Below are 17016 nucleotides of genomic sequence, written 5' to 3' on the forward strand. Positions count from 1 at the left end.
CTCGGGGTTGTTCTCGTGGCTGCGGGGGCCCAAGCCCGCCTCGGCCGCGGGCTCAGCGCCGTCGGGCGGGGCCGAGGGGGGGCCGCGGCCCCCCGCGCCCCCCCTTCGCCGTGCTGTGTTGCGGGGGGTGTGAACCGGGGTGGATCAGCCGGCGTGCGGCGTGACCTTGAGGATCTTCACCATGGCGGGCCGGCCGTTGGGCAGCTCGTAGGTGGCCTCGTCGCCGATCTGCTTGCCGTCGATCGCGCGGCCCAGCGGGGACTGCGGCGAGTACACGTCCAGGTCGCCGGAGCTGGCCACCTCGCGCGAGGCGAGCAGGAACTCCATGGTGTCGTCCTCGTCGCCGTCGAAGGCGATCGTGACGATCATGCCCGGGGCCACCACGCCCGAGTCCGCGGGGGCCTCGCCGACCTTGGCGCGCTCCAGGAGCTGGGTGAGCTGGCGGATGCGCAGCTCGTACTTGCCCTGCTCCTCCTTGGCGGCGTGGTAACCGGCGTTCTCCTTGAGGTCGCCCTCCTCGCGCGCCGCCTCGATCTTCTGGGCGATCTCGATGCGCCAGGGTCCGGTCAGGTGATCCAGCTCGGCCTTGAGCTGGTCGTAGCCGGCCTGAGTGAGCCAGGTCACGTTCTCACTGGTCTGGGTCACAGGTGCTCCTCGTAGGTGCTGGGGCTGTGCTGAGGGTGTGAGTCGTCAGCAGGGGGTTGGTGGTGATATCGGTCTCAACTACAAAGCAACGCCCGCTCCCGTACCATCCGGTGCGGAAGGGGCGAAACCACGAGCCTAACAAGTCCTGCCGACAAGCGGGATAGTCGTTTGCGCGCCATTGACGGCGGCGTTGCGCCAAGGTGTACAGCGAGCGGTGCGGGCCCCTGTCTGGATGCCCGTTCGCGAGATCGAATATGCGCGGGGTGCCGGGCGCGGCGCCACCGGATACCCGGCGGTTCGCGGGTCACTTGGCGGGCGTGCAGCCCAGGAGCTCGGCGGTGGTGCCCCGGGCGGTGGTGCGCAGGCTGACCACGGCGTCGTAGCCGGAGCCCGCGGCGGGGACGGGGAAGTCGGCCAGGCCGACCACGGAGCCGTCGGAGCCCTGCGAGCGGACGGTGCAGCTGCCGGCCGTCCCGTCGCCCTTGCTCACCGAGAGGTGCAGCTGCACCTCGGAGTCCGACACCACCTGGAAGGTCGGCACCGAACCGTTGATCGCCGTCTCGCGGAGCAGGTACGAGCCGCCCAGCCAGGCGATCACGCCGAGGCCCAGCACGCCGCAGACCGCGCCGACGACCTTCAGGCGGCGGTCCGCCTCACGGTCGGCGCTCTTGCCGTAGCGCCCCTCGGGCAGCTTGGCGGTGGTGGTGTCTGCGGTCATCGGGACGAGTCCTCTCCGGGGAAGGGCCGCGCGGGTGGTGCGGGGGAATGCGACGCTCCTCCAGTCCGTCACTATAGGAGGGGCACGCCCGCGGCCGATGCGGCGGGGCGGGGCCCGGCCGTGCCGGCGGACGTCCGGCCGCCCGGTCCCGCGGTGACACGGTCCCTGAGTGTGCGGCTCGGACGACGGGCGGGCCGGCTTCGCGCCGGCGCCCGGACCATATGGAAGGAACGCAAGGCGTTGACTGAGCAGTTGCGACTGATGGCGGTGCACGCCCACCCGGACGACGAGTCCAGCAAGGGCGCGGCCACCATGGCCATGTACGTCGACCAGGGGGTGGACGTGCTCGTGGCCACCTGCACCGGGGGAGAGCGCGGGTCGGTCCTCAACCCCAAGCTCCAGGGGGACCCGTACGTCGAGGAGAACATCCACGAGGTCCGGCGCAAGGAGATGGACGCCGCGCGGGCGATCCTCGGCGTGCGGCAGGCCTGGCTGGGCTTCGTCGACTCCGGCCTGCCCGAGGGGGACCCGCTGCCCCCGCTGCCCGAGGGCTGCTTCGCCCTGCAGGACGTGGAGGAAGCGGCCGAGCCGCTGGTCCGGCTCATCCGCGAGTTCCGCCCGCAGGTCATCACGACCTACGACGAGAACGGCGGCTACCCGCACCCCGACCACATCATGACCCACAAGATCACGATGGCGGCCTTCGACGCCGCCGGGGACCCGGACGCCTACCCGGAGGCCGGCGAGCCCTGGCAGCCGCTGAAGCTGTACTACAACCACGGCTTCCCGATGGACCGCATCCGCGCGCTGCACGCCCACCTCACCGAGCAGGGCCGCGAGTCGCCCTACGGCGAGTGGATCGCGAACTGGGAGAAGAGCGGCCGCAAGGAGCGCGAGATCACCACCCGGGTGCGCTGCGACGACTGGTTCGAGACCCGCGACCGCGCGCTGATCGCCCACGCCACCCAGATCGACCCGGACGGCCCGTGGTTCCGCGTCCCGCTGGAGGTCCAGCGCGAGGTGTGGCCCACCGAGGACTACGAGCTCGCCCGTACCCTGATCGACGTGGACCTGCCGGAGGACGACCTGTTCGCCGGCCTGCGCACCCCCACCCTGGCGGCCGAGGCCGCCGACACGCGCGACTGAACCACCCCCCGATGGCCCGGCTCGCCGTGAGCCGGGCCACCATAGAGATATGAGCGCCCCCGTGAACCTCGTCCACCTCGCCGCCGACCTCGCCGTCGACGACGCCAAGGTCACCCCCGGTCTCCTCGGCTTCGTCGTCTTCGCCGCCCTCGGCGTGGCCACCTGGTTCCTGGCCAAGTCGATGAACCGGCAGTTCAAGAAGGTCAACTTCGCCGAGGACCCGGAGTCCCCGAAGGAGTGAGCCCCGGGCCCCCGTCCGGGCGCCGATGCGCGAGGATGGGGCCATGCCGAACCGTCTCGCGGACGCGACCTCGCCCTACCTCCTGCAGCACGCCGACAACCCGGTGGACTGGTGGCCGTGGAGCCCGGAGGCCTTCGAGGAGGCGCGCCGGCGCGGCGTGCCCGTGCTGCTGTCCGTCGGGTACGCGGCGTGCCACTGGTGCCACGTCATGGCGCACGAGTCGTTCGAGGACGAGGACGTCGCCGGGTACCTCAACGAGCGGTTCGTCGCCGTCAAGGTCGACCGCGAGGAGCGGCCGGACGTCGACGCCGTCTACATGGAGGCCGTCCAGGCGGCCACCGGGCAGGGCGGCTGGCCGATGACGGTGTTCCTGACACCGGACAAGGAGCCGTTCTACTTCGGTACGTACTTCCCGCCGCAGCCCCGGCACGGCATGCCGTCCTTCCGGCAGGTGCTGGCGGGCGTCGAGGCCGCCTGGCGGGACCGGCGCGAGGAGGTCGGCGAGGTGGCCGGGCGGATCCGGGCCGACCTCGCCGAACGGGCCTCGGTGTACTCGGCCGGTGCGCACCACCCGCCCGCGGCGGCCGACCTGCACCAGGCGCTGGTCACCCTCGGCCGCGACTTCGACGAGCGGCGGGGCGGCTTCGGCGGCGCGCCCAAGTTCCCGCCGGCCATGGTGATCGAGTACCTGCTGCGCCACCACGCCCGCACCGGCTCGCAGGCGGCGCTGGAGATGGCCGTGCGCACCGGCGAGGCGATGGCCCGCGGCGGCATCCACGACCAGCTCGGCGGCGGCTTCGCCCGGTATGCGGTGGACGCCGGGTGGGTCGTGCCGCACTTCGAGAAGATGCTGTACGACAACGCGCTCCTGCTGCGCGCCTACCTGCACCTGTGGCGCGCCACCGGGTCCCCGCTGGCGCGCCGGGTGGCGCTGTCGACGGCGGACTTCCTGCTGCGCGAACTGCGCACGCCCGAGGGCGCGTTCGCCTCCGCGCTGGACGCCGACAGCCTCGACGGGGAGACCGGCGCCTCCGCCGAGGGCGCGTACTACGTGTGGGAGCCGGGCCAGCTGGTGGACCTCCTCGGCCCGGCCGACGCCGCCACCGCCGCCCGGCTGTTCTCGGTGACCGCGGACGGCACGTTCGAGCACGGCACCTCCGTCCTCCAGCTCCTCGCCGACCCCGAGGACTTCGACGAGTTCGAGACCATCAGGGAGCGGCTGCTCGCGGCCCGTGCCGAGCGGCCGGCCCCCGCCCGCGACGACAAGGTCGTCGCCGCGTGGAACGGCCTCGCGATCGCCGCGCTCGCCGAGACCGGCGCCCTCCTCGACCGGCCCGACCTCGTCGAGGCCGCCGAGCGCGCCGCCGACCTGCTGCTCGCCGTCCACCTCACCCCCGACGGGCGACTGCTGCGCACCTCCAGGGACGGCCGGGCCGGCGCCAACGCGGGCGTGCTGGAGGACTACGCGGACATCGCCGAGGGCTTCCTCGCGCTGTACGCCGTCACCGGCGGGGCGGAGTGGCTCCAGCTGGCGGGCGGGCTCCTCGACACCGTGCTCAAGCACTTCACCGACGAGGCGTCCGGCGCGCTCTACGACACCGCCGACGACGCCGAGGAGCTGATCCGCCGCCCGCAGGACCCGACCGACAACGCGACCCCGTCCGGCTGGACGGCCGCCGCCGGCGCCCTGCTCACGTACGCCGCCTACACCGGCTCGGCCCGCCACCGCACCGCCGCCGAACGGGCGCTCGGCATCGTCGGCGCGCTCGCCGCCCGGGCGCCGCGCTTCATCGGCTGGGGCCTCGCCGTCGCGGAGGCGCTGCTCGACGGGCCGCGCGAGGTCGCCGTCGTCGGCCCCGCGGACGACCCGGCGACGGCCGCGCTGCGGCGGGCGGCGCTGCTGGCCACCGCGCCGGGGGCGGTCGTGGCGGTCGGGGCGCCGGCGACCGGCGACACCGAGGTGCCGCTGCTGGCCGACCGCCCGCTGGTGGGCGGGGCGCCCGCCGCGTACGTCTGCCGGCACTTCGCGTGCGACGCGCCGACCACGGACGCGGCGGTGCTGGGCGAGCGGCTGGGCGTGGCCGTCGAATAGCCGCGGGCGGCGGCCGGTTAATCGGTGGTGGCGGTGTCCGGGGCGGCGCGAGAATGGCGCATGGCCTGGACCCTGAGCAGTTCCCTCGACGACTTCCGCGAGCGGGCGGGCGGCTTCCTCGCCGCGCACCCGGCCGAGAACACCGTCCTGCTCACGGTCGTACACCGGCTCGCCGAGTCGGGGCCGCACGTCTTCGGGCAGCGGCCGCCGGCCTTTGGGTGGTGGACCGCGGCCCCGGGCGGCCCGGTCCTGGGCGCCTTCCTGCAGACGCCGCCGTACGAGCCCCGGCTCGGCCGCATGCCGGCCGACGCGGCGGCCGAGCTCGCCGCCGAACTCGCCTCCGCCGGGCCGGAGTTCGCGGAGGTCGACGGCGTGTCCGGCGGGGTGGGCGCGGTCCGTGCCTTCGCCGCCGCGTGGACGGCGACCAGCGGGTGCCGGCAGTCCGTCAAGGAGAACCAGCGGCTGTACCGGCTCGGCCGGCTGACCGGCCCGCCGCGCCCGCCGGCCGGCCGCCCCCGGCAGGCCTCGGCGGCCGACCGGGAGCTCGTGATCCGCTGGTACCAGGAGTTCGCGGCCGAGGCCGGTGTCCTGGCGCCCGACATCCCGCGGTCCGTCGACGACCGCACCGCCGCCGGGGGCCTGCACCTCTGGGAGGACGGCGGCGAGCCGGTCGCGCTGGCCGGCAACAGCCCGGTGATCGCCGGGATGTCCCGCATTGGCCCCGTCTACACCCCCGCCGACCGGCGCGGCCGCGGCTACGCGAGCGCCGTCACGGCCGCCGCCACGGCGCACGCCCTCGCCGAGGGCGCCGCGCAGGTGCTGCTCTACACCGACCTGGCCAACCCGGTCAGCAACTCGATCTACCGGCGGATCGGGTACCGGCCGGTGGAGGACTGCCTGGGGGTGGCCTTCACGCGGTAGCGGCCGCGGCCCCGTCGCGTCGCGGCGGATCACTCCCAGTCCCACCGGACCCCGAGCAGGCACGGGGTCAGCGCCGTCGCGACGAGGTGCACGCAGTGGTGCCCGTCGAGCGTCAGCTCCTCGCTCTCGTACGGTGCTTCGCCCGGCGAGTGGAGCGCGAAGCGGTGGCAGCGGACCGGCAGGGCGGCCGGGTCGAAGGTGACCTGGAGGACGTACTGGCCCGCGCCCGAGTTGAAGCCGCGGACGTACTCGCAGCTGGGCCCGGGCGAGGGCGCGTCGTCGAAGCCGTAGCCGAGCAGGTGGGTGTCGCCCGCCCGCAGCCGGCGGTCGAGGAGGAGCTCGGCGACGAGCAGGTGGTGGGCCTGGTCGCGGCGGACGCGACCCGGGCGGCAGTTCTCCTCGGCGCGGACGCCGACCTGGGTGATGTCGCAGCCCGGGTCGCCCTGGTAGATGGCCAGGTAGCGGTCGATGCCGTCGCGGTGGGCGCGCAGGGCGTGCTGGGAGTCGCGGCGGACGAGCTGGCGGTCGGGGCCGATGCGGATCCGCTCGATGTGGGTGATGGTGTGCAGCCCGGTGTCGCGGGGGCCGGCGATGGTGGCGAGCAGGTCGTCGACGGCCGTGGCCGGGGTGATGAGGTCGCGGTAGGGGCGCACGGGCGGGCCGGTGGGGGCGGTGCCGGCGGCGCGGCGCGGGCCGAGCAGCCGGGTGAGGGAGTGCTCGGGCAGGTCCAGCACCGCTTCCAGGGCGGCGACGGCACGGAGCGATTCCGGCCGTTCGGGGCGCCGCCGGCCCTGCTGCCAGTAGCTGAGGCTGGTGAGGCCCACGTGGACGCCGCGCAGCGCGAGGTGGCGCCGGACGCGGTGCAGGGCGAGGCCGCGGGCGGTGATGGCGGTGCGCAGGGCCAGGTGGAACGGGCCGGTGCGCAGCGCGGCGGCGAGATCGGGGTGCTCGCTGCGGTGCATGTCTTCCTCCTGGGGAACGGGCGTGGGGAGCCCAGGATTTGACCGTGAATATTCACATCAGCCCGGCCGTTTGTCACCCGTCCGGGCGTGTCGCGCGGGCGTTCCACGGGCGGTGTTCACACCGGGTCACGCCCGTTCACACCTGATCCGCGGCGCCCGCGGCGACCGTTGACCGGCCTTCGTCAACGGCGCGATGCTCATGGCGCGATCCGGACCGCGCCCCCACACAGCACTTCCCTCTGCTCGTGCAAGGAGGCATTCCCCCATGCCAGTTCCACGGATACGGCTGCGCCGCGCGGTCTCGGTGCTCGCGCTGGGCGTGCTCGGCCCGGCGCTCACCGCGGCCGCGGCCACGCCGGCCGCCGCCGCTCCCGGCCAGGACCGGGTCCCCACCCCGGTCCGGCCGCACGCCCAGGTCCGCCAGGCCGCCGCGCCCGGCAGCACGGCCGACCTGGCCGGCACGTACAAGAAGCTCAACATCACCATGCAGCAGCAACAGCAGACCAACTGGTGCTGGGCGGCGAGCGGGAACACCATCGCCACCTGGTTCGGCTACACCTACAGCCAGAACCAGTTCTGCAACGCGGCGTTCGGCCGCTCGGTCGACTCCGGCTGCCCCAACAGCCAGGCCACGCTGGGCGACGTCCAGAACGCGCTCGGCTGGATCGGCATCAACCCCGGTTCGTACGTCACCGGCTACCTGCGCTACAGCACGGTGCAGGCCGAGGTGGACGCGAACCGGCCGATCGAGGCGCGCATCCAGTGGAGCTCGGGCGGCGGGCACATGCACGTCCTCTACGGGTACGACACCGGCAACAACTGGGTCTACTGGGGCGACCCGTGGCCCTCCAACTACCGCTACAACTGGGCGGACTACTGGTACTACGTGAACAACGACACGTTCTCGTGGACCCACTCCCTGTACCGGATCGGCGCGTGAGGGGCGACCATGACTGACCTCGGGAAGACCCGCCGGGCCGCCATCACCGCCCTGCCGGCCACCGTGCTGCTGGCGGTCGGCGTCGTGCTGGCCCTCGCGCCGGCCGCGCACGCCGACGCGCCGGCCGGCGCGCCCGCGCCGGTGGCCGCCGCCGACCTGGCGAAGGCCCGCGACGCCGTGCGGAGCCCGGCCGTGCTGGACCGGCTCGGCCACTTCTTCGCCCGCAAGGGCGTCCCGCCGACGCAGCAGCTGACCATCGGCGCGGACGAGGAGGCGCGGGCGGCGACCGCCGAGACGCCCCGGCTCGCCGGCGACACCGTGCCGGTGTACACCCTGGACGCCGCCTTCGTGGCCGGCACCCCGGGCGCGGCCGTCGCGAGGGCGGAGTTCACCGCGAGCAAGGTGGTCGCGGCGGACGGGCAGACCGCTTCGGTGTGGACGGTCCGCCAGGGCGACGACTGGCGGGTCGTCAACATCGCCTCGGGCGGCGACGAGGGCGACTACGCGGCGAAGGCGGCGGCGGACGGCGGCACCGCGTTCCGCGAACCGCAGATCAACGCGTGGTACGCGCTGCGCGACGGCCGGGTGCTGCCGCTCGACGACGAGGCCCGCCGCTCGGTGGGCGCGGACGGGGTGGCGCTGGCCGCGTACCAGCAGCTGGTCCACCAGCGGTACGGCGACAAGCTGCCCGGCTCGGCGTACGACCGGGCGGGCGAGGGCGGCGGCTACCAGGTGGCCGCCGCCGCACCGGAACCGGCCGGCCACGGTGCGCTGCTCCCCGCCGCGACGGCGGGCGCGGCGCTGGGCGCCACCGCGCTGGTCGGCGCGGCCGCGGTCCTGCGGCGGAGGACCGGCGCCCGACGAGGGTAGGGCGTCACCGCACGGGGAGGCGGGGCCCGGCCGACACGGCCGGGCCCCGCCCTCGTGCGTTCGGGGTCGGGCGCTTTCGGACGCGTAAAGAGGGGACGGTACGGCGGCCGTCGACCCGGGAGGGTGATCCCGGGGGGCCGTGGGGCTCGTCCGGGGGTGCTTTAAGTGCGGCTCCCGCACATGGAATTGACGCAACGTTGATCTGTCGTTCGCCGTCCGGAGGCAGCTCGGAGTGACTGACGGTAGATACCATGTGGCAATCGGTCAGTGCTGGCCGACGCGTGCCGAGAGCGGAGAAGGGGTGGGGCGGCAGGAGCCGACCACGAGCCCGGCGCCGGGAAAGGGGAGCCGTAGTGGCTGACAGTGACGACAGGCGGGCCGGTGCCCAGGTGTGGGGCGCGGCCGTGGTGGTGGGGTCCGCGCTGGCCGTGGTCGCGGCCTATCTGATCAACGGTGCCGCGTTGGTCCTGGCGGTCGCCGGGGTCGAGGTGCTGCTGCTCATGGTGTACGTCGCCCGGCGCTGGCGGGCGCTGCACCGGGCGGACGCGCCCGGCGGCCACCGCCCGTCCGCCGGGACCCCGAACGCCGCGCACTGCGAGCGCTGCCGCCGGGCCCGCGAGGCGCTGGACGCGCGCCAGTCGCGCGGCGGCGCGGGCGCTGCGGGCCGTGCGTCGCACCGGCGCCACCCACAGGGCCGGGCGCCGCACGAGCACCCCTGGACGGCGGAACGGGCGGTCACCCGGTCCGTGGACGTGGACCGGACGACCGCCCGCCGTGGAGCGCCGGACTCAGCCGGCCGCGCTGTAGGCCACCAGTGAGACCCCGACGTACTGCACGATGAACGCGCCGAGCGTGAAGGCGTGGAACACCTCGTGGAACCCGAACCAGCGCGGTGACGGGTCGGGCCGCTTGAGGCCGTACACCACCCCGCCGACGCTGTAGAGCACCCCGCCGACGATCATCAGCACCAGGACGGCCACGCCGCCGGCGCGCAGGAAGTCCGGCAGGAAGAACGCCGCGGCCCAGCCCAGCGCGATGTACACCGGCGTGTACAGCCAGCGCGGCGCGCCGACCCAGAACACCCGGAACGCGATCCCGGCCAGCGCGCCGCCCCAGACCGCCCAGAGCAGCACCTGCTGGGCGGCGCCCTTGAGCAGCAGGATCGTGAACGGCGTGTAGGTCCCCGCGATGATCAGGAAGATGTTCGCGTGGTCCAGCCGGCGCAGGACGGCGTCCCCGCGCGGCCCCCAGTCGAAGCGGTGGTAGACCGCGCTGACCCCGAACAGCAGCCACGCGCTCGCCGAGTAGACCGCGCACGCGATCTTGGCGGGCGTGGAGTCGGCCAGGCAGATCAGGACGATCCCGGCCGCGACGGTGGCGGGGAACATCCCGGCGTGCAGCCAGCCGCGCCACTTCGGCTTGCTCTCCGTCGCGTTCGCGGCGCCCCGCACGAGCTCTGCAGTCATGCGCAGCATGCTACCCGCTACTTACGGGTCCGTAGGTTACTGGCAGGTAGGAAGTGGCGATCGCCACACTTAGACATTTTGGAGCAATTGAAGTGTGGCGCAGCGCACTCCGTCCCGGACGTGAGCGACGTGTTACTCGCCAGTAATCATACTGACTGTAGTAAAAGATGCGTCAATTTCACCGGTGTGCCGCAATCCGGCCTTGAACCCGGAGCTACGCTGCAAGCACCCTCAGACCCCCGCTACGCCGTCTCCCCGCCGGGATGGCGTGAAGGAGCGATCGTGTCGTACGAGATCTCTGCTGTCAGCGCATCCGCGCCCACCCGTCACCAGCGCCTGGTGGCGTGGGTGAGCGAGATCGCTGAGCTCACCCAGCCGGCCCGCATCGAGTGGTGCGACGGCTCCGACGAGGAGTACCAGCGCCTCGCGGACCTGCTGGTGGCTCAGGGCACCTTCAAGAAGCTGAACGAGGAGAAGCGCCCGAACTCCTACTACGCCGCCTCGGACCCGTCCGACGTGGCGCGCGTGGAGGACCGCACCTTCATCTGCTCCGAGCAGGAGAAGGACGCCGGGCCGACCAACCACTGGAAGGCCCCCACCGAGATGCGCGAGGTCTTCCAGGGCGAGCAGGGCCTGTTCCGCGGCGCCATGAAGGGCCGCACGATGTACGTCGTGCCGTTCTCGATGGGCCCGGTCGGCTCCCCGCTGGCCGCCTACGGCGTCGAGATCACCGACTCCGCCTACGTCGCCGTGTCGATGCGCGTCATGACCCGCATGGGCAAGGCCGTGCTCGACCAGCTCGGCGAGGACGGCGACTTCGTCAAGGCCGTCCACACCGTCGGCGCCCCGCTCGCCGAGGGCGAGGCGGACGTCCCGTGGCCGTGCAACAGCACCAAGTACATCTCGCACTTCCCGGAGACCAGGGAGATCTGGTCCTTCGGCTCGGGCTACGGCGGCAACGCCCTGCTCGGCAAGAAGTGCTACGCGCTGCGCATCGCCTCGACGATGGCCCGCGACGAGGGCTGGCTCGCCGAGCACATGCTCATCCTGAAGCTCACCCCGCCGTCCGGCGAGGTCAAGTACGTGGCCGCGGCCTTCCCGTCGGCCTGCGGCAAGACCAACCTGGCCATGCTCCAGCCCACCATCCCGGGCTGGAAGGTCGAGACGATCGGCGACGACATCGCCTGGATGCGCTTCGGCGCCGACGGCCGCCTCTACGCCATCAACCCGGAGGCCGGCTTCTTCGGCGTCGCCCCCGGCACCGGCGTGGACACCAACGCCAACGCCATCGACACCCTCTGGGGCAACACGGTCTTCACCAACGTCGCCCTCACCGACGACGGCGACGTGTGGTGGGAGGGCCTCACCGACGAGCCCCCGGCGCACCTCACCGACTGGCGCGGCAACGACTGGACCCCCGAGTCCGGCACCCCGGCCGCCCACCCGAACGCCCGCTTCGCCGTCCCGGCCGCGCAGTGCCCGACCATCGCCCCCGAGTGGGAGGACCAGGCGGGCGTGCCGATCTCGGCGATCCTGTTCGGCGGCCGCCGCGCCACCGCCGTCCCGCTGGTGACGGAGTCCTTCGACTGGCAGCACGGCGTCTTCCTCGGCGCCAACATCGCCTCCGAGAAGACCGCCGCCGCCGAGGGCACCGTCGGCGAGCTGCGCCGCGACCCGTTCGCGATGCTGCCGTTCTGCGGCTACAACATGGGCGACTACTTCGCCCACTGGCTGAAGGTCGGCGCCCAGGCGGACGCGGCCAAGCTGCCGAAGATCTACTACGTGAACTGGTTCCGCAAGAACGCCGAGGGCAGCTTCGTCTGGCCCGGCTACGGCGAGAACAGCCGCGTGCTCAAGTGGATCGTCGAGCGCCTGGAGGGCACCGGCGAGGGCGTCGAGACCCCGATCGGCGTGCTGCCCACCACCGAGGGCTTCGACCTGGACGGCCTGGAGCTGGCCAAGGAGGACGTCGAGCTGCTCTTCACCGTGGACGCCGACATCTGGCGCCAGGAGGCCGCGCTCGTGCCGGCCCACCTGGAGATGTTCGGGGACCACACCCCGAAGGAGCTGTGGGACGAGTACAAGAGCCTCGTCGCGCGTCTCGGCTGAGCCTGAGCCTCAGCCGTGACAACGGCCGGTGCGCTGCACGAACTTCGCACCGGCCGAGCGGCAGGACGGCCGGAGCCCCCCGCCGGACGGTCTTTCCCCGACCAAGGAGACCGTCCGGGCCGAGGCTCCGGCCGTAGTGTTCTTCCCGCGCGTTCTTCCGGCGCCTACGGCTGGGCGTAGCCGCTCAGGAAGTCCCCGATCCTGGTGACGGCGTCGGTGATCTCCTCGGCGCGGGGCAGGGTGACGAGGCGGAAGTGGTCCGGCTCGGGCCAGTTGAAGCCGGTGCCCTGGACCAGCAGGATGCGCTCGGAGCGCAGCAGGTCGAGCACCATCTGGGCGTCGTCCTTGATCTTGTAGACCTTCGGGTCCAGCCGGGGGAAGGCGTACAGCGCGCCCTTGGGCTTGACGCAGCTGACGCCCGGGATGTCGTTGAGCAGCTCGTACGCGGCGTCGCGCGAGGCGAGCAGCCGGCCGCCGGGCAGGACGAGGTCGCGGATGGACTGCCGCCCGCCGAGCGCCGCGGCCACCGCGTGCTGGGCCGGCATGTTGGCGCACAGGCGCATCGAGGCGAGCACGGTGAGGCCCTCGATGTAGCTGCGGGCGCGGGTGCGGTCGCCGGACAGGACCATCCAGCCGGAGCGGAAGCCGGCCACCCGGTAGGATTTGGACAGCCCGTTGAAGGTGACGCAGAAGAGGTCGGGCGCGAGCGTGGCCAGCGGGACGTGCTCGGCGTCGTCGTAGAGGATCTTGTCGTAGATCTCGTCCGCGTAGACGACCAGCTTGTGCCGGCGGGCGATCTCGACGATCCCCTCCAGCACCTCGCGCGGGTAGACCGCGCCGGTCGGGTTGTTGGGGTTGATCACGACGATGGCCCGGGTCCGGTCGGTGACCTTGGCCTCGATGTCGGCGAGGTCCGGGTACCACTCGGACTGCTCGTCGCAGCGGTAGTGCACGGCGGTGCCGCCGGCCAGCGAGACCGAGGCGGTCCACAGCGGGTAGTCGGGCGCCGGGACGAGCACCTCGTCGCCGTCGTCGAGCAGCGCCGTCATGGCGAGCTGGATCAGCTCGGAGACGCCGTTGCCGAGGAAGACGTCGTCGACGGAGAGGCCGTGCAGGCCGCGGTCCTCGTAGTGCATGACGACGGCGCGGCGGGCGGACAGGAGGCCCTTGGAGTCGCCGTAGCCGTGCGCGGTCGCGAGGTTGCGCAGGATGTCCTGGAGGATCTCCGGGGGCGCCTCGAACCCGAACACGGCGGGGTTCCCGGTGTTGAGCTTGAGGATGCGGTGGCCCTGTTCCTCCAACCGCATCGCCTCGTCGAGCACCGGTCCGCGGATGTCGTAGCAGACGTTGGCGAGCTTGCTGGACTGGATGACCTGCATGCCTGCCTACTTTAGGGCCACGACCGGGCCCCGCGGCGCGTGTCCTGCAACACGTGCGGCGGGGCCCCGCGAGGGCTCCTTCGATCGGCAGGCGGGTGCCGTCAGCCGACCTTCCAAACCAGGGGTGCGGTGTCCAGGATGTTGCCGTACGTGAGGAACGCCGGCGGGTTCTCGTTCGGAACGAGATAGACGGCACACAGCTTCACCGACTGCCCGGGCGCGAGCGTCACGAGCGACTTGGTGTCGCACTGCGGGATCGCCTTCTCCAGGGTCGGCGCCGGCAGCGTGCCCGCCGAGTGGTCCTTCGGCTTCACCCACACCCGCATCATGTAGGCGTCCTGGGCGAGCGCGGTCCCGGTGCGGTTGGTGAACGTCATGCTGACGTAGTAAGGGGTCTTGCCGGTGGCGAGGTCCGGCAGGAAGCCGAACGGGGCGATCTCGTTCGCGGTGCCCTTGGTGATCGAGACGGCCGTGGCGTCCACGGTCGAGCTCTTGCCGAGGTAGCGGCCGGTGCCGCCGAGCGCGAGCGGGTGGTCGTAGCTGACCTGCGTGACGTTGTTGCCGCCGGCGGTGACCGACGGCTGCGGGCCGTCCCCGGGCGCGGCCGGGGCGCCGGATCCGGCGGGCGCGGGGGCGCCGGTGGCCGCGGAGGGGACGGCGCCCGGCGTGGCCGGCGGGGTGGCGGTGGCGGTGGCGGGCGGCGCGGCCGGGTCGCCGGTGCTCGCGGCCGGGTCGGCGTTGTCCGGGCCGCAGGCGGTCAGCAGCAGCGCGAGCGCCGCTGCCGGAACCGCGGCGCGGGCGGCCCGGGTTGTGAACCGGGTCTTCGTCATGGTCGTTCCCCCGTTGGATGATGTGGGTCGGTGGGCCCCCGCCCGCCGGGCGTCCCGCTTGTCATGTGGGCGCTGAGCGAGAGGGGGTTGCGCCGGTGATGCTAGCGGCCGCCGGGGCGGTACCGACCGGTTTTCTGGTGGCTCCGCTGTTGCGGGGCCTGGTGGCCAGGTTCGCCGTGCCCGAGGGCGAGGCGTGGTGCCGGGCCTGCCCGTCGTGCGCGGCTCCGACGCGGCTGCTGCCGCCGACCGGGCGCTGCCCGCGCTGCCGGGAGCGGCTGGGCGCCGGCGCGTGGACGGTCGAGGCCGCCGCCGCGGCCGTCGCGGTCGCGGTGGTGCTCGCGGCGGACGGGTCGTCGGCCGCGGCGCTGGCCTGGGCGGCCGGGCTCGGCGTGGTGCTCGCCTTCGTCGACGGCCGGGTGCGCCGGCTGCCGTACCGGCTGACGCTGCCGCTGGCCGCCGGGCTGGCCGTGCTGCTGGCCGCGTCCGCCGTGGCCGAGGGCCGGCCGGGGGTGCTGGTGCGCTGCCTGCTGGTGGCGCTCGCGGCCGGGGCCCTGTTCGAACTGCCGGTCTGGCTGGGCCTGATGGGCCCGGGGGACTCCCCGCTGGCGTTCGCGCTGGGCGGTCTGCTCGGTTGGTACGGGTGGGGCGTGGCGTTCAGCGGGCTGTTCTTCACCGTCCTGCTGGCCGGCCTGTGGGCGGTGCTGAGGGCCGTCGCCGCGCTGGCGCGCCGCCGTCCGGTGCGCGGACTCGAGGTCCCGGTGGGCCCGTTCCTGCTGCTCGGCACGTTGTCCGCGGTACTGGTGCGCTGAGCGGCCGCGGCCCGCACGGCTGGAGCCCGCACGGCCGCGGCACGCACGGACGGGGCCCGCAGCACCGGTCGCGGTACTGCGGGCCCCGCCGCGGACGCGCCCACCCCACCCTCAAGGAGCGGCGCGTCGCGGGGAATCAGGTCCTGGCGGTGCTCACTGCATCTTGTGGACGAACGGGCCGACGGCGTTGGAGAACGCGTTGCCGTTATTGGCGTCCCAGTTGGTGGACCAGGTCATCGCGCCGCGGATGGTCGGCCACTTGGCCGGCGGGACGAAGCTGCCGCAGTTGTTGCCGGTGGCCAGGCAGTTGAGCGCGTTGTTCACCACCGACGGGTCGACGTAGCCGCCGCCGGCCGCCTTGGAGGAGGCGGGGACGCCGATGCCGACCTGGTCGGGCCGCAGGCCGCCCTGGATGTGGGTGCAGACCTGCGAGGTGATGAAGTCGACCGTGCCCTGGTTGTAGACCTTGCCGTCGCAGCCGTTCATGCCGCCCGAGTTGTAGAACTGGGTGTTGACGACGGTCAGGATGTCCTTGGTGTTGAGCGCCAGCTGGAAGTAGGCGCCGGCGGTGCTGTACATCCCGATCGTCTCGGGCGCCATCGTCAGGACGAAGTCCGGGCCGGCCTTGGCCTGCAGGGCGTGCAGCGCGTCGCCGAGCGGGCCGGGCTGGACGCCGTTCTCCAGGTCGACGTCGACGCCGTCGAAGCCGTAGTCCTTGAGGATCGCGGCGGCGCTGTCGGCGAAGGCGGCGCCGGCGGTCGCGTCGCCGACGCTGATCGCGCCGTTCTGGCCGCCGATGGACAGCACGACCTTCTTGCCGGCCGCCTGCTTGGCCTTGATGTCGGCGCGGAACTGCGCGTCGGTGTAGCCGCCCAGGGCCTTGGACAGGCCCGGGTCGAGGGTGAAGCTGATCGCGCCGGTCCGGGTGGGCACGGCGTCGGCGAAGGAGACCGCGATGATGTCGTAGGCGCTCTGGACGTCGGCCAGGCGCTGCGGGGTCGAGCCGTTGTCGAAGTTCTGCCAGTAGCCGGTGACGGCGTGCGCGGGCAGCCCGGTGGTCGGCGGGGCGGTCGGGGTCGCGGTGGCGGTCGGCGTGGCCGTGGGGGTCGGCGTGGCCGTCGGGGTGGGGGTCCGGGTCGGCGTCGGCGTCGCGGTGGGGGTCGCGGTGGCCGTCGGGGTCGCGGTCGGCGTGGCGGTGGCCGTCGCGGTCGGGCTCGGCGCCGGGGTGCCGCCCGGGCCGGCCAGGCTCACGTCGTCCGCGAGGTAGGCGGCCTGGCCGTACCAGCCGTGCAGGTACAGCGTGATGCTGGTGGCGTTCGGGCCGGTGGTGAAGGTGGTGGCCAGTTGGTTCCAGCCGGTCTGGTTCGACCACACGCTCGGGTCGGTGGCGCCGGTGCCGCGCGCGCCGAGGTAGACGTACGGGCCCTGGACCCACGCGCTCAGCGAGTAGCTGGAGTTGGGCAGCACGCTGACGGTCTGGGTGCACTCGGCGGTGTCCGCCGATCCCGGGGTGGCCTGGAGCGCGCCGCTGCCGGAGTGGACCGGGGCGGAGACCGCGGCGGCGGTGCCGGTGCAGGTCCAGCCGGCGAGCCCGTTCTCGAAGCCGCCGTTGGTGACGAGCTCTCCGACGGCCGCGCTCGCGCCGCCGGCGAAGAGCGCGAGGCCGGTGCCGGCCAGCGCGAGGGCGGTCGCACCGGCGGCGACGGCCGGGAGGGGGCTGCGCCGGCGCTTGTGCGCGGGCTGGTTCGGCGTACGGGCCATGGGGTGACGCTCCTGGGGGAGGAGCGGCCGCCCCCGGGGGGGGTGCCGCGGGCGGGCGGGGGGGGTGGGAGGTTCGCCCGGTATGGGGTGGGGGGTGGGGGCCGGGGCGGGCGCGGCAGAAAGGTTC

16 protein-coding genes are annotated in these 17016 nt (G+C 73.5%); 9 read left to right on the forward strand and 7 right to left on the reverse strand.

What is annotated here, in order from left to right:
* Nucleotides 1-144: 144 nt before the first annotated feature.
* Both greA and ACFV4G_RS18565 read right to left on the reverse strand, forming a co-directional pair.
* Nucleotides 145-645: a transcription elongation factor GreA gene (gene greA, locus ACFV4G_RS18560; protein ID WP_380441559.1), complete on the reverse strand. Its 501-nt coding sequence runs from the start codon at nt 643-645 to the stop codon at nt 145-147.
* A 304-nt stretch (nt 646-949) separates the two neighbouring features.
* Nucleotides 950-1363: a DUF4307 domain-containing protein gene (locus ACFV4G_RS18565; RefSeq protein WP_380441561.1), complete on the reverse strand. Its 414-nt coding sequence runs from the start codon at nt 1361-1363 to the stop codon at nt 950-952.
* Nucleotides 1364-1603: 240 nt separating this feature from the next.
* Here ACFV4G_RS18565 and mca point away from each other — a divergent pair, with 240 nt between their 5' ends.
* The 4 genes from mca to ACFV4G_RS18585 are packed head-to-tail and all read left to right on the forward strand — an operon-like array spanning nt 1604 to nt 5763.
* The gene (gene mca, locus ACFV4G_RS18570) at nt 1604-2509 is read left to right on the forward strand and encodes a mycothiol conjugate amidase Mca (protein WP_380441563.1); all 906 of its coding nucleotides are present in this window, start codon (nt 1604-1606) and stop codon (nt 2507-2509) included.
* 49 nt (nt 2510-2558) lie between these two features.
* Nucleotides 2559-2750, forward strand: a complete 192-nt coding sequence (locus tag ACFV4G_RS18575; RefSeq protein ID WP_329927391.1) for a hypothetical protein — start codon at nt 2559-2561, stop codon at nt 2748-2750.
* Between the two features lie 43 nt (nt 2751-2793).
* Complete coding sequence (locus ACFV4G_RS18580; RefSeq protein WP_380441566.1) at nt 2794-4842, forward strand: thioredoxin domain-containing protein; 2049 nt, start codon at nt 2794-2796, stop codon at nt 4840-4842.
* 60 nt (nt 4843-4902) lie between these two features.
* Nucleotides 4903-5763 carry a GNAT family N-acetyltransferase gene (locus ACFV4G_RS18585; RefSeq protein ID WP_380441568.1) on the forward strand — a complete coding sequence of 287 codons (861 nt, stop codon included), beginning with the start codon at nt 4903-4905 and terminating at the stop codon, nt 5761-5763.
* Nucleotides 5764-5792: 29 nt separating this feature from the next.
* Here the strand turns inward: ACFV4G_RS18585 and ACFV4G_RS18590 are convergent, their stop codons facing one another.
* Entirely contained in the window at nt 5793-6725 is a 933-nt protein-coding gene (locus ACFV4G_RS18590; protein ID WP_380441570.1) for a hypothetical protein, read from the reverse strand.
* Nucleotides 6726-6990: 265 nt separating this feature from the next.
* On the opposite strand from ACFV4G_RS18590, the gene ACFV4G_RS18595 reads away from it, so the two are divergent.
* The 3 genes from ACFV4G_RS18595 (at nt 6991) to ACFV4G_RS18605 (ending at nt 9353) form a co-directional block, all read left to right on the forward strand.
* Nucleotides 6991-7665: a papain-like cysteine protease family protein gene (locus ACFV4G_RS18595; RefSeq protein ID WP_380441572.1), complete on the forward strand. Its 675-nt coding sequence runs from the start codon at nt 6991-6993 to the stop codon at nt 7663-7665.
* A gap of 9 nt (nt 7666-7674) precedes the next feature.
* Complete coding sequence (locus ACFV4G_RS18600; RefSeq protein ID WP_380441574.1) at nt 7675-8535, forward strand: hypothetical protein; 861 nt, start codon at nt 7675-7677, stop codon at nt 8533-8535.
* A 353-nt stretch (nt 8536-8888) separates the two neighbouring features.
* Entirely contained in the window at nt 8889-9353 is a 465-nt protein-coding gene (locus ACFV4G_RS18605; protein ID WP_380441576.1) for a hypothetical protein, read from the forward strand.
* Here ACFV4G_RS18605 and ACFV4G_RS18610 read toward each other — a convergent pair.
* Nucleotides 9324-10010, reverse strand: coding sequence for a hemolysin III family protein (locus ACFV4G_RS18610; protein WP_380441578.1), 687 nt, complete (start codon nt 10008-10010; stop codon nt 9324-9326). The two genes, ACFV4G_RS18605 and ACFV4G_RS18610, sit on opposite strands and share 30 nt — an antisense overlap.
* A gap of 273 nt (nt 10011-10283) precedes the next feature.
* On the opposite strand from ACFV4G_RS18610, the gene ACFV4G_RS18615 reads away from it, so the two are divergent.
* The gene (locus ACFV4G_RS18615; RefSeq protein ID WP_380441580.1) at nt 10284-12110 is read left to right on the forward strand and encodes a phosphoenolpyruvate carboxykinase (GTP); all 1827 of its coding nucleotides are present in this window, start codon (nt 10284-10286) and stop codon (nt 12108-12110) included.
* 164 nt (nt 12111-12274) lie between these two features.
* Here the strand turns inward: ACFV4G_RS18615 and ACFV4G_RS18620 are convergent, their stop codons facing one another.
* Both ACFV4G_RS18620 and ACFV4G_RS18625 read right to left on the reverse strand, forming a co-directional pair.
* Complete coding sequence (locus ACFV4G_RS18620; RefSeq protein WP_380441582.1) at nt 12275-13489, reverse strand: pyridoxal phosphate-dependent aminotransferase; 1215 nt, start codon at nt 13487-13489, stop codon at nt 12275-12277.
* A gap of 101 nt (nt 13490-13590) precedes the next feature.
* Nucleotides 13591-14319, reverse strand: a complete 729-nt coding sequence (locus tag ACFV4G_RS18625) for a hypothetical protein (protein ID WP_380441585.1) — start codon at nt 14317-14319, stop codon at nt 13591-13593.
* A gap of 137 nt (nt 14320-14456) precedes the next feature.
* On the opposite strand from ACFV4G_RS18625, the gene ACFV4G_RS18630 reads away from it, so the two are divergent.
* Nucleotides 14457-15128 (forward strand): prepilin peptidase, encoded by a 672-nt coding sequence (locus ACFV4G_RS18630; RefSeq protein ID WP_380441587.1) that lies wholly within the window; start codon nt 14457-14459, stop codon nt 15126-15128.
* A 153-nt stretch (nt 15129-15281) separates the two neighbouring features.
* Here the strand turns inward: ACFV4G_RS18630 and ACFV4G_RS18635 are convergent, their stop codons facing one another.
* Nucleotides 15282-16889 (reverse strand): chitinase, encoded by a 1608-nt coding sequence (locus tag ACFV4G_RS18635; protein WP_380441589.1) that lies wholly within the window; start codon nt 16887-16889, stop codon nt 15282-15284.
* Between the last annotated feature and the right edge of the window lie 127 nt (nt 16890-17016).

The organism is Kitasatospora sp. NPDC059747, from assembly GCF_042732955.1.
Classification (GTDB): domain Bacteria; phylum Actinomycetota; class Actinomycetes; order Streptomycetales; family Streptomycetaceae; genus Kitasatospora.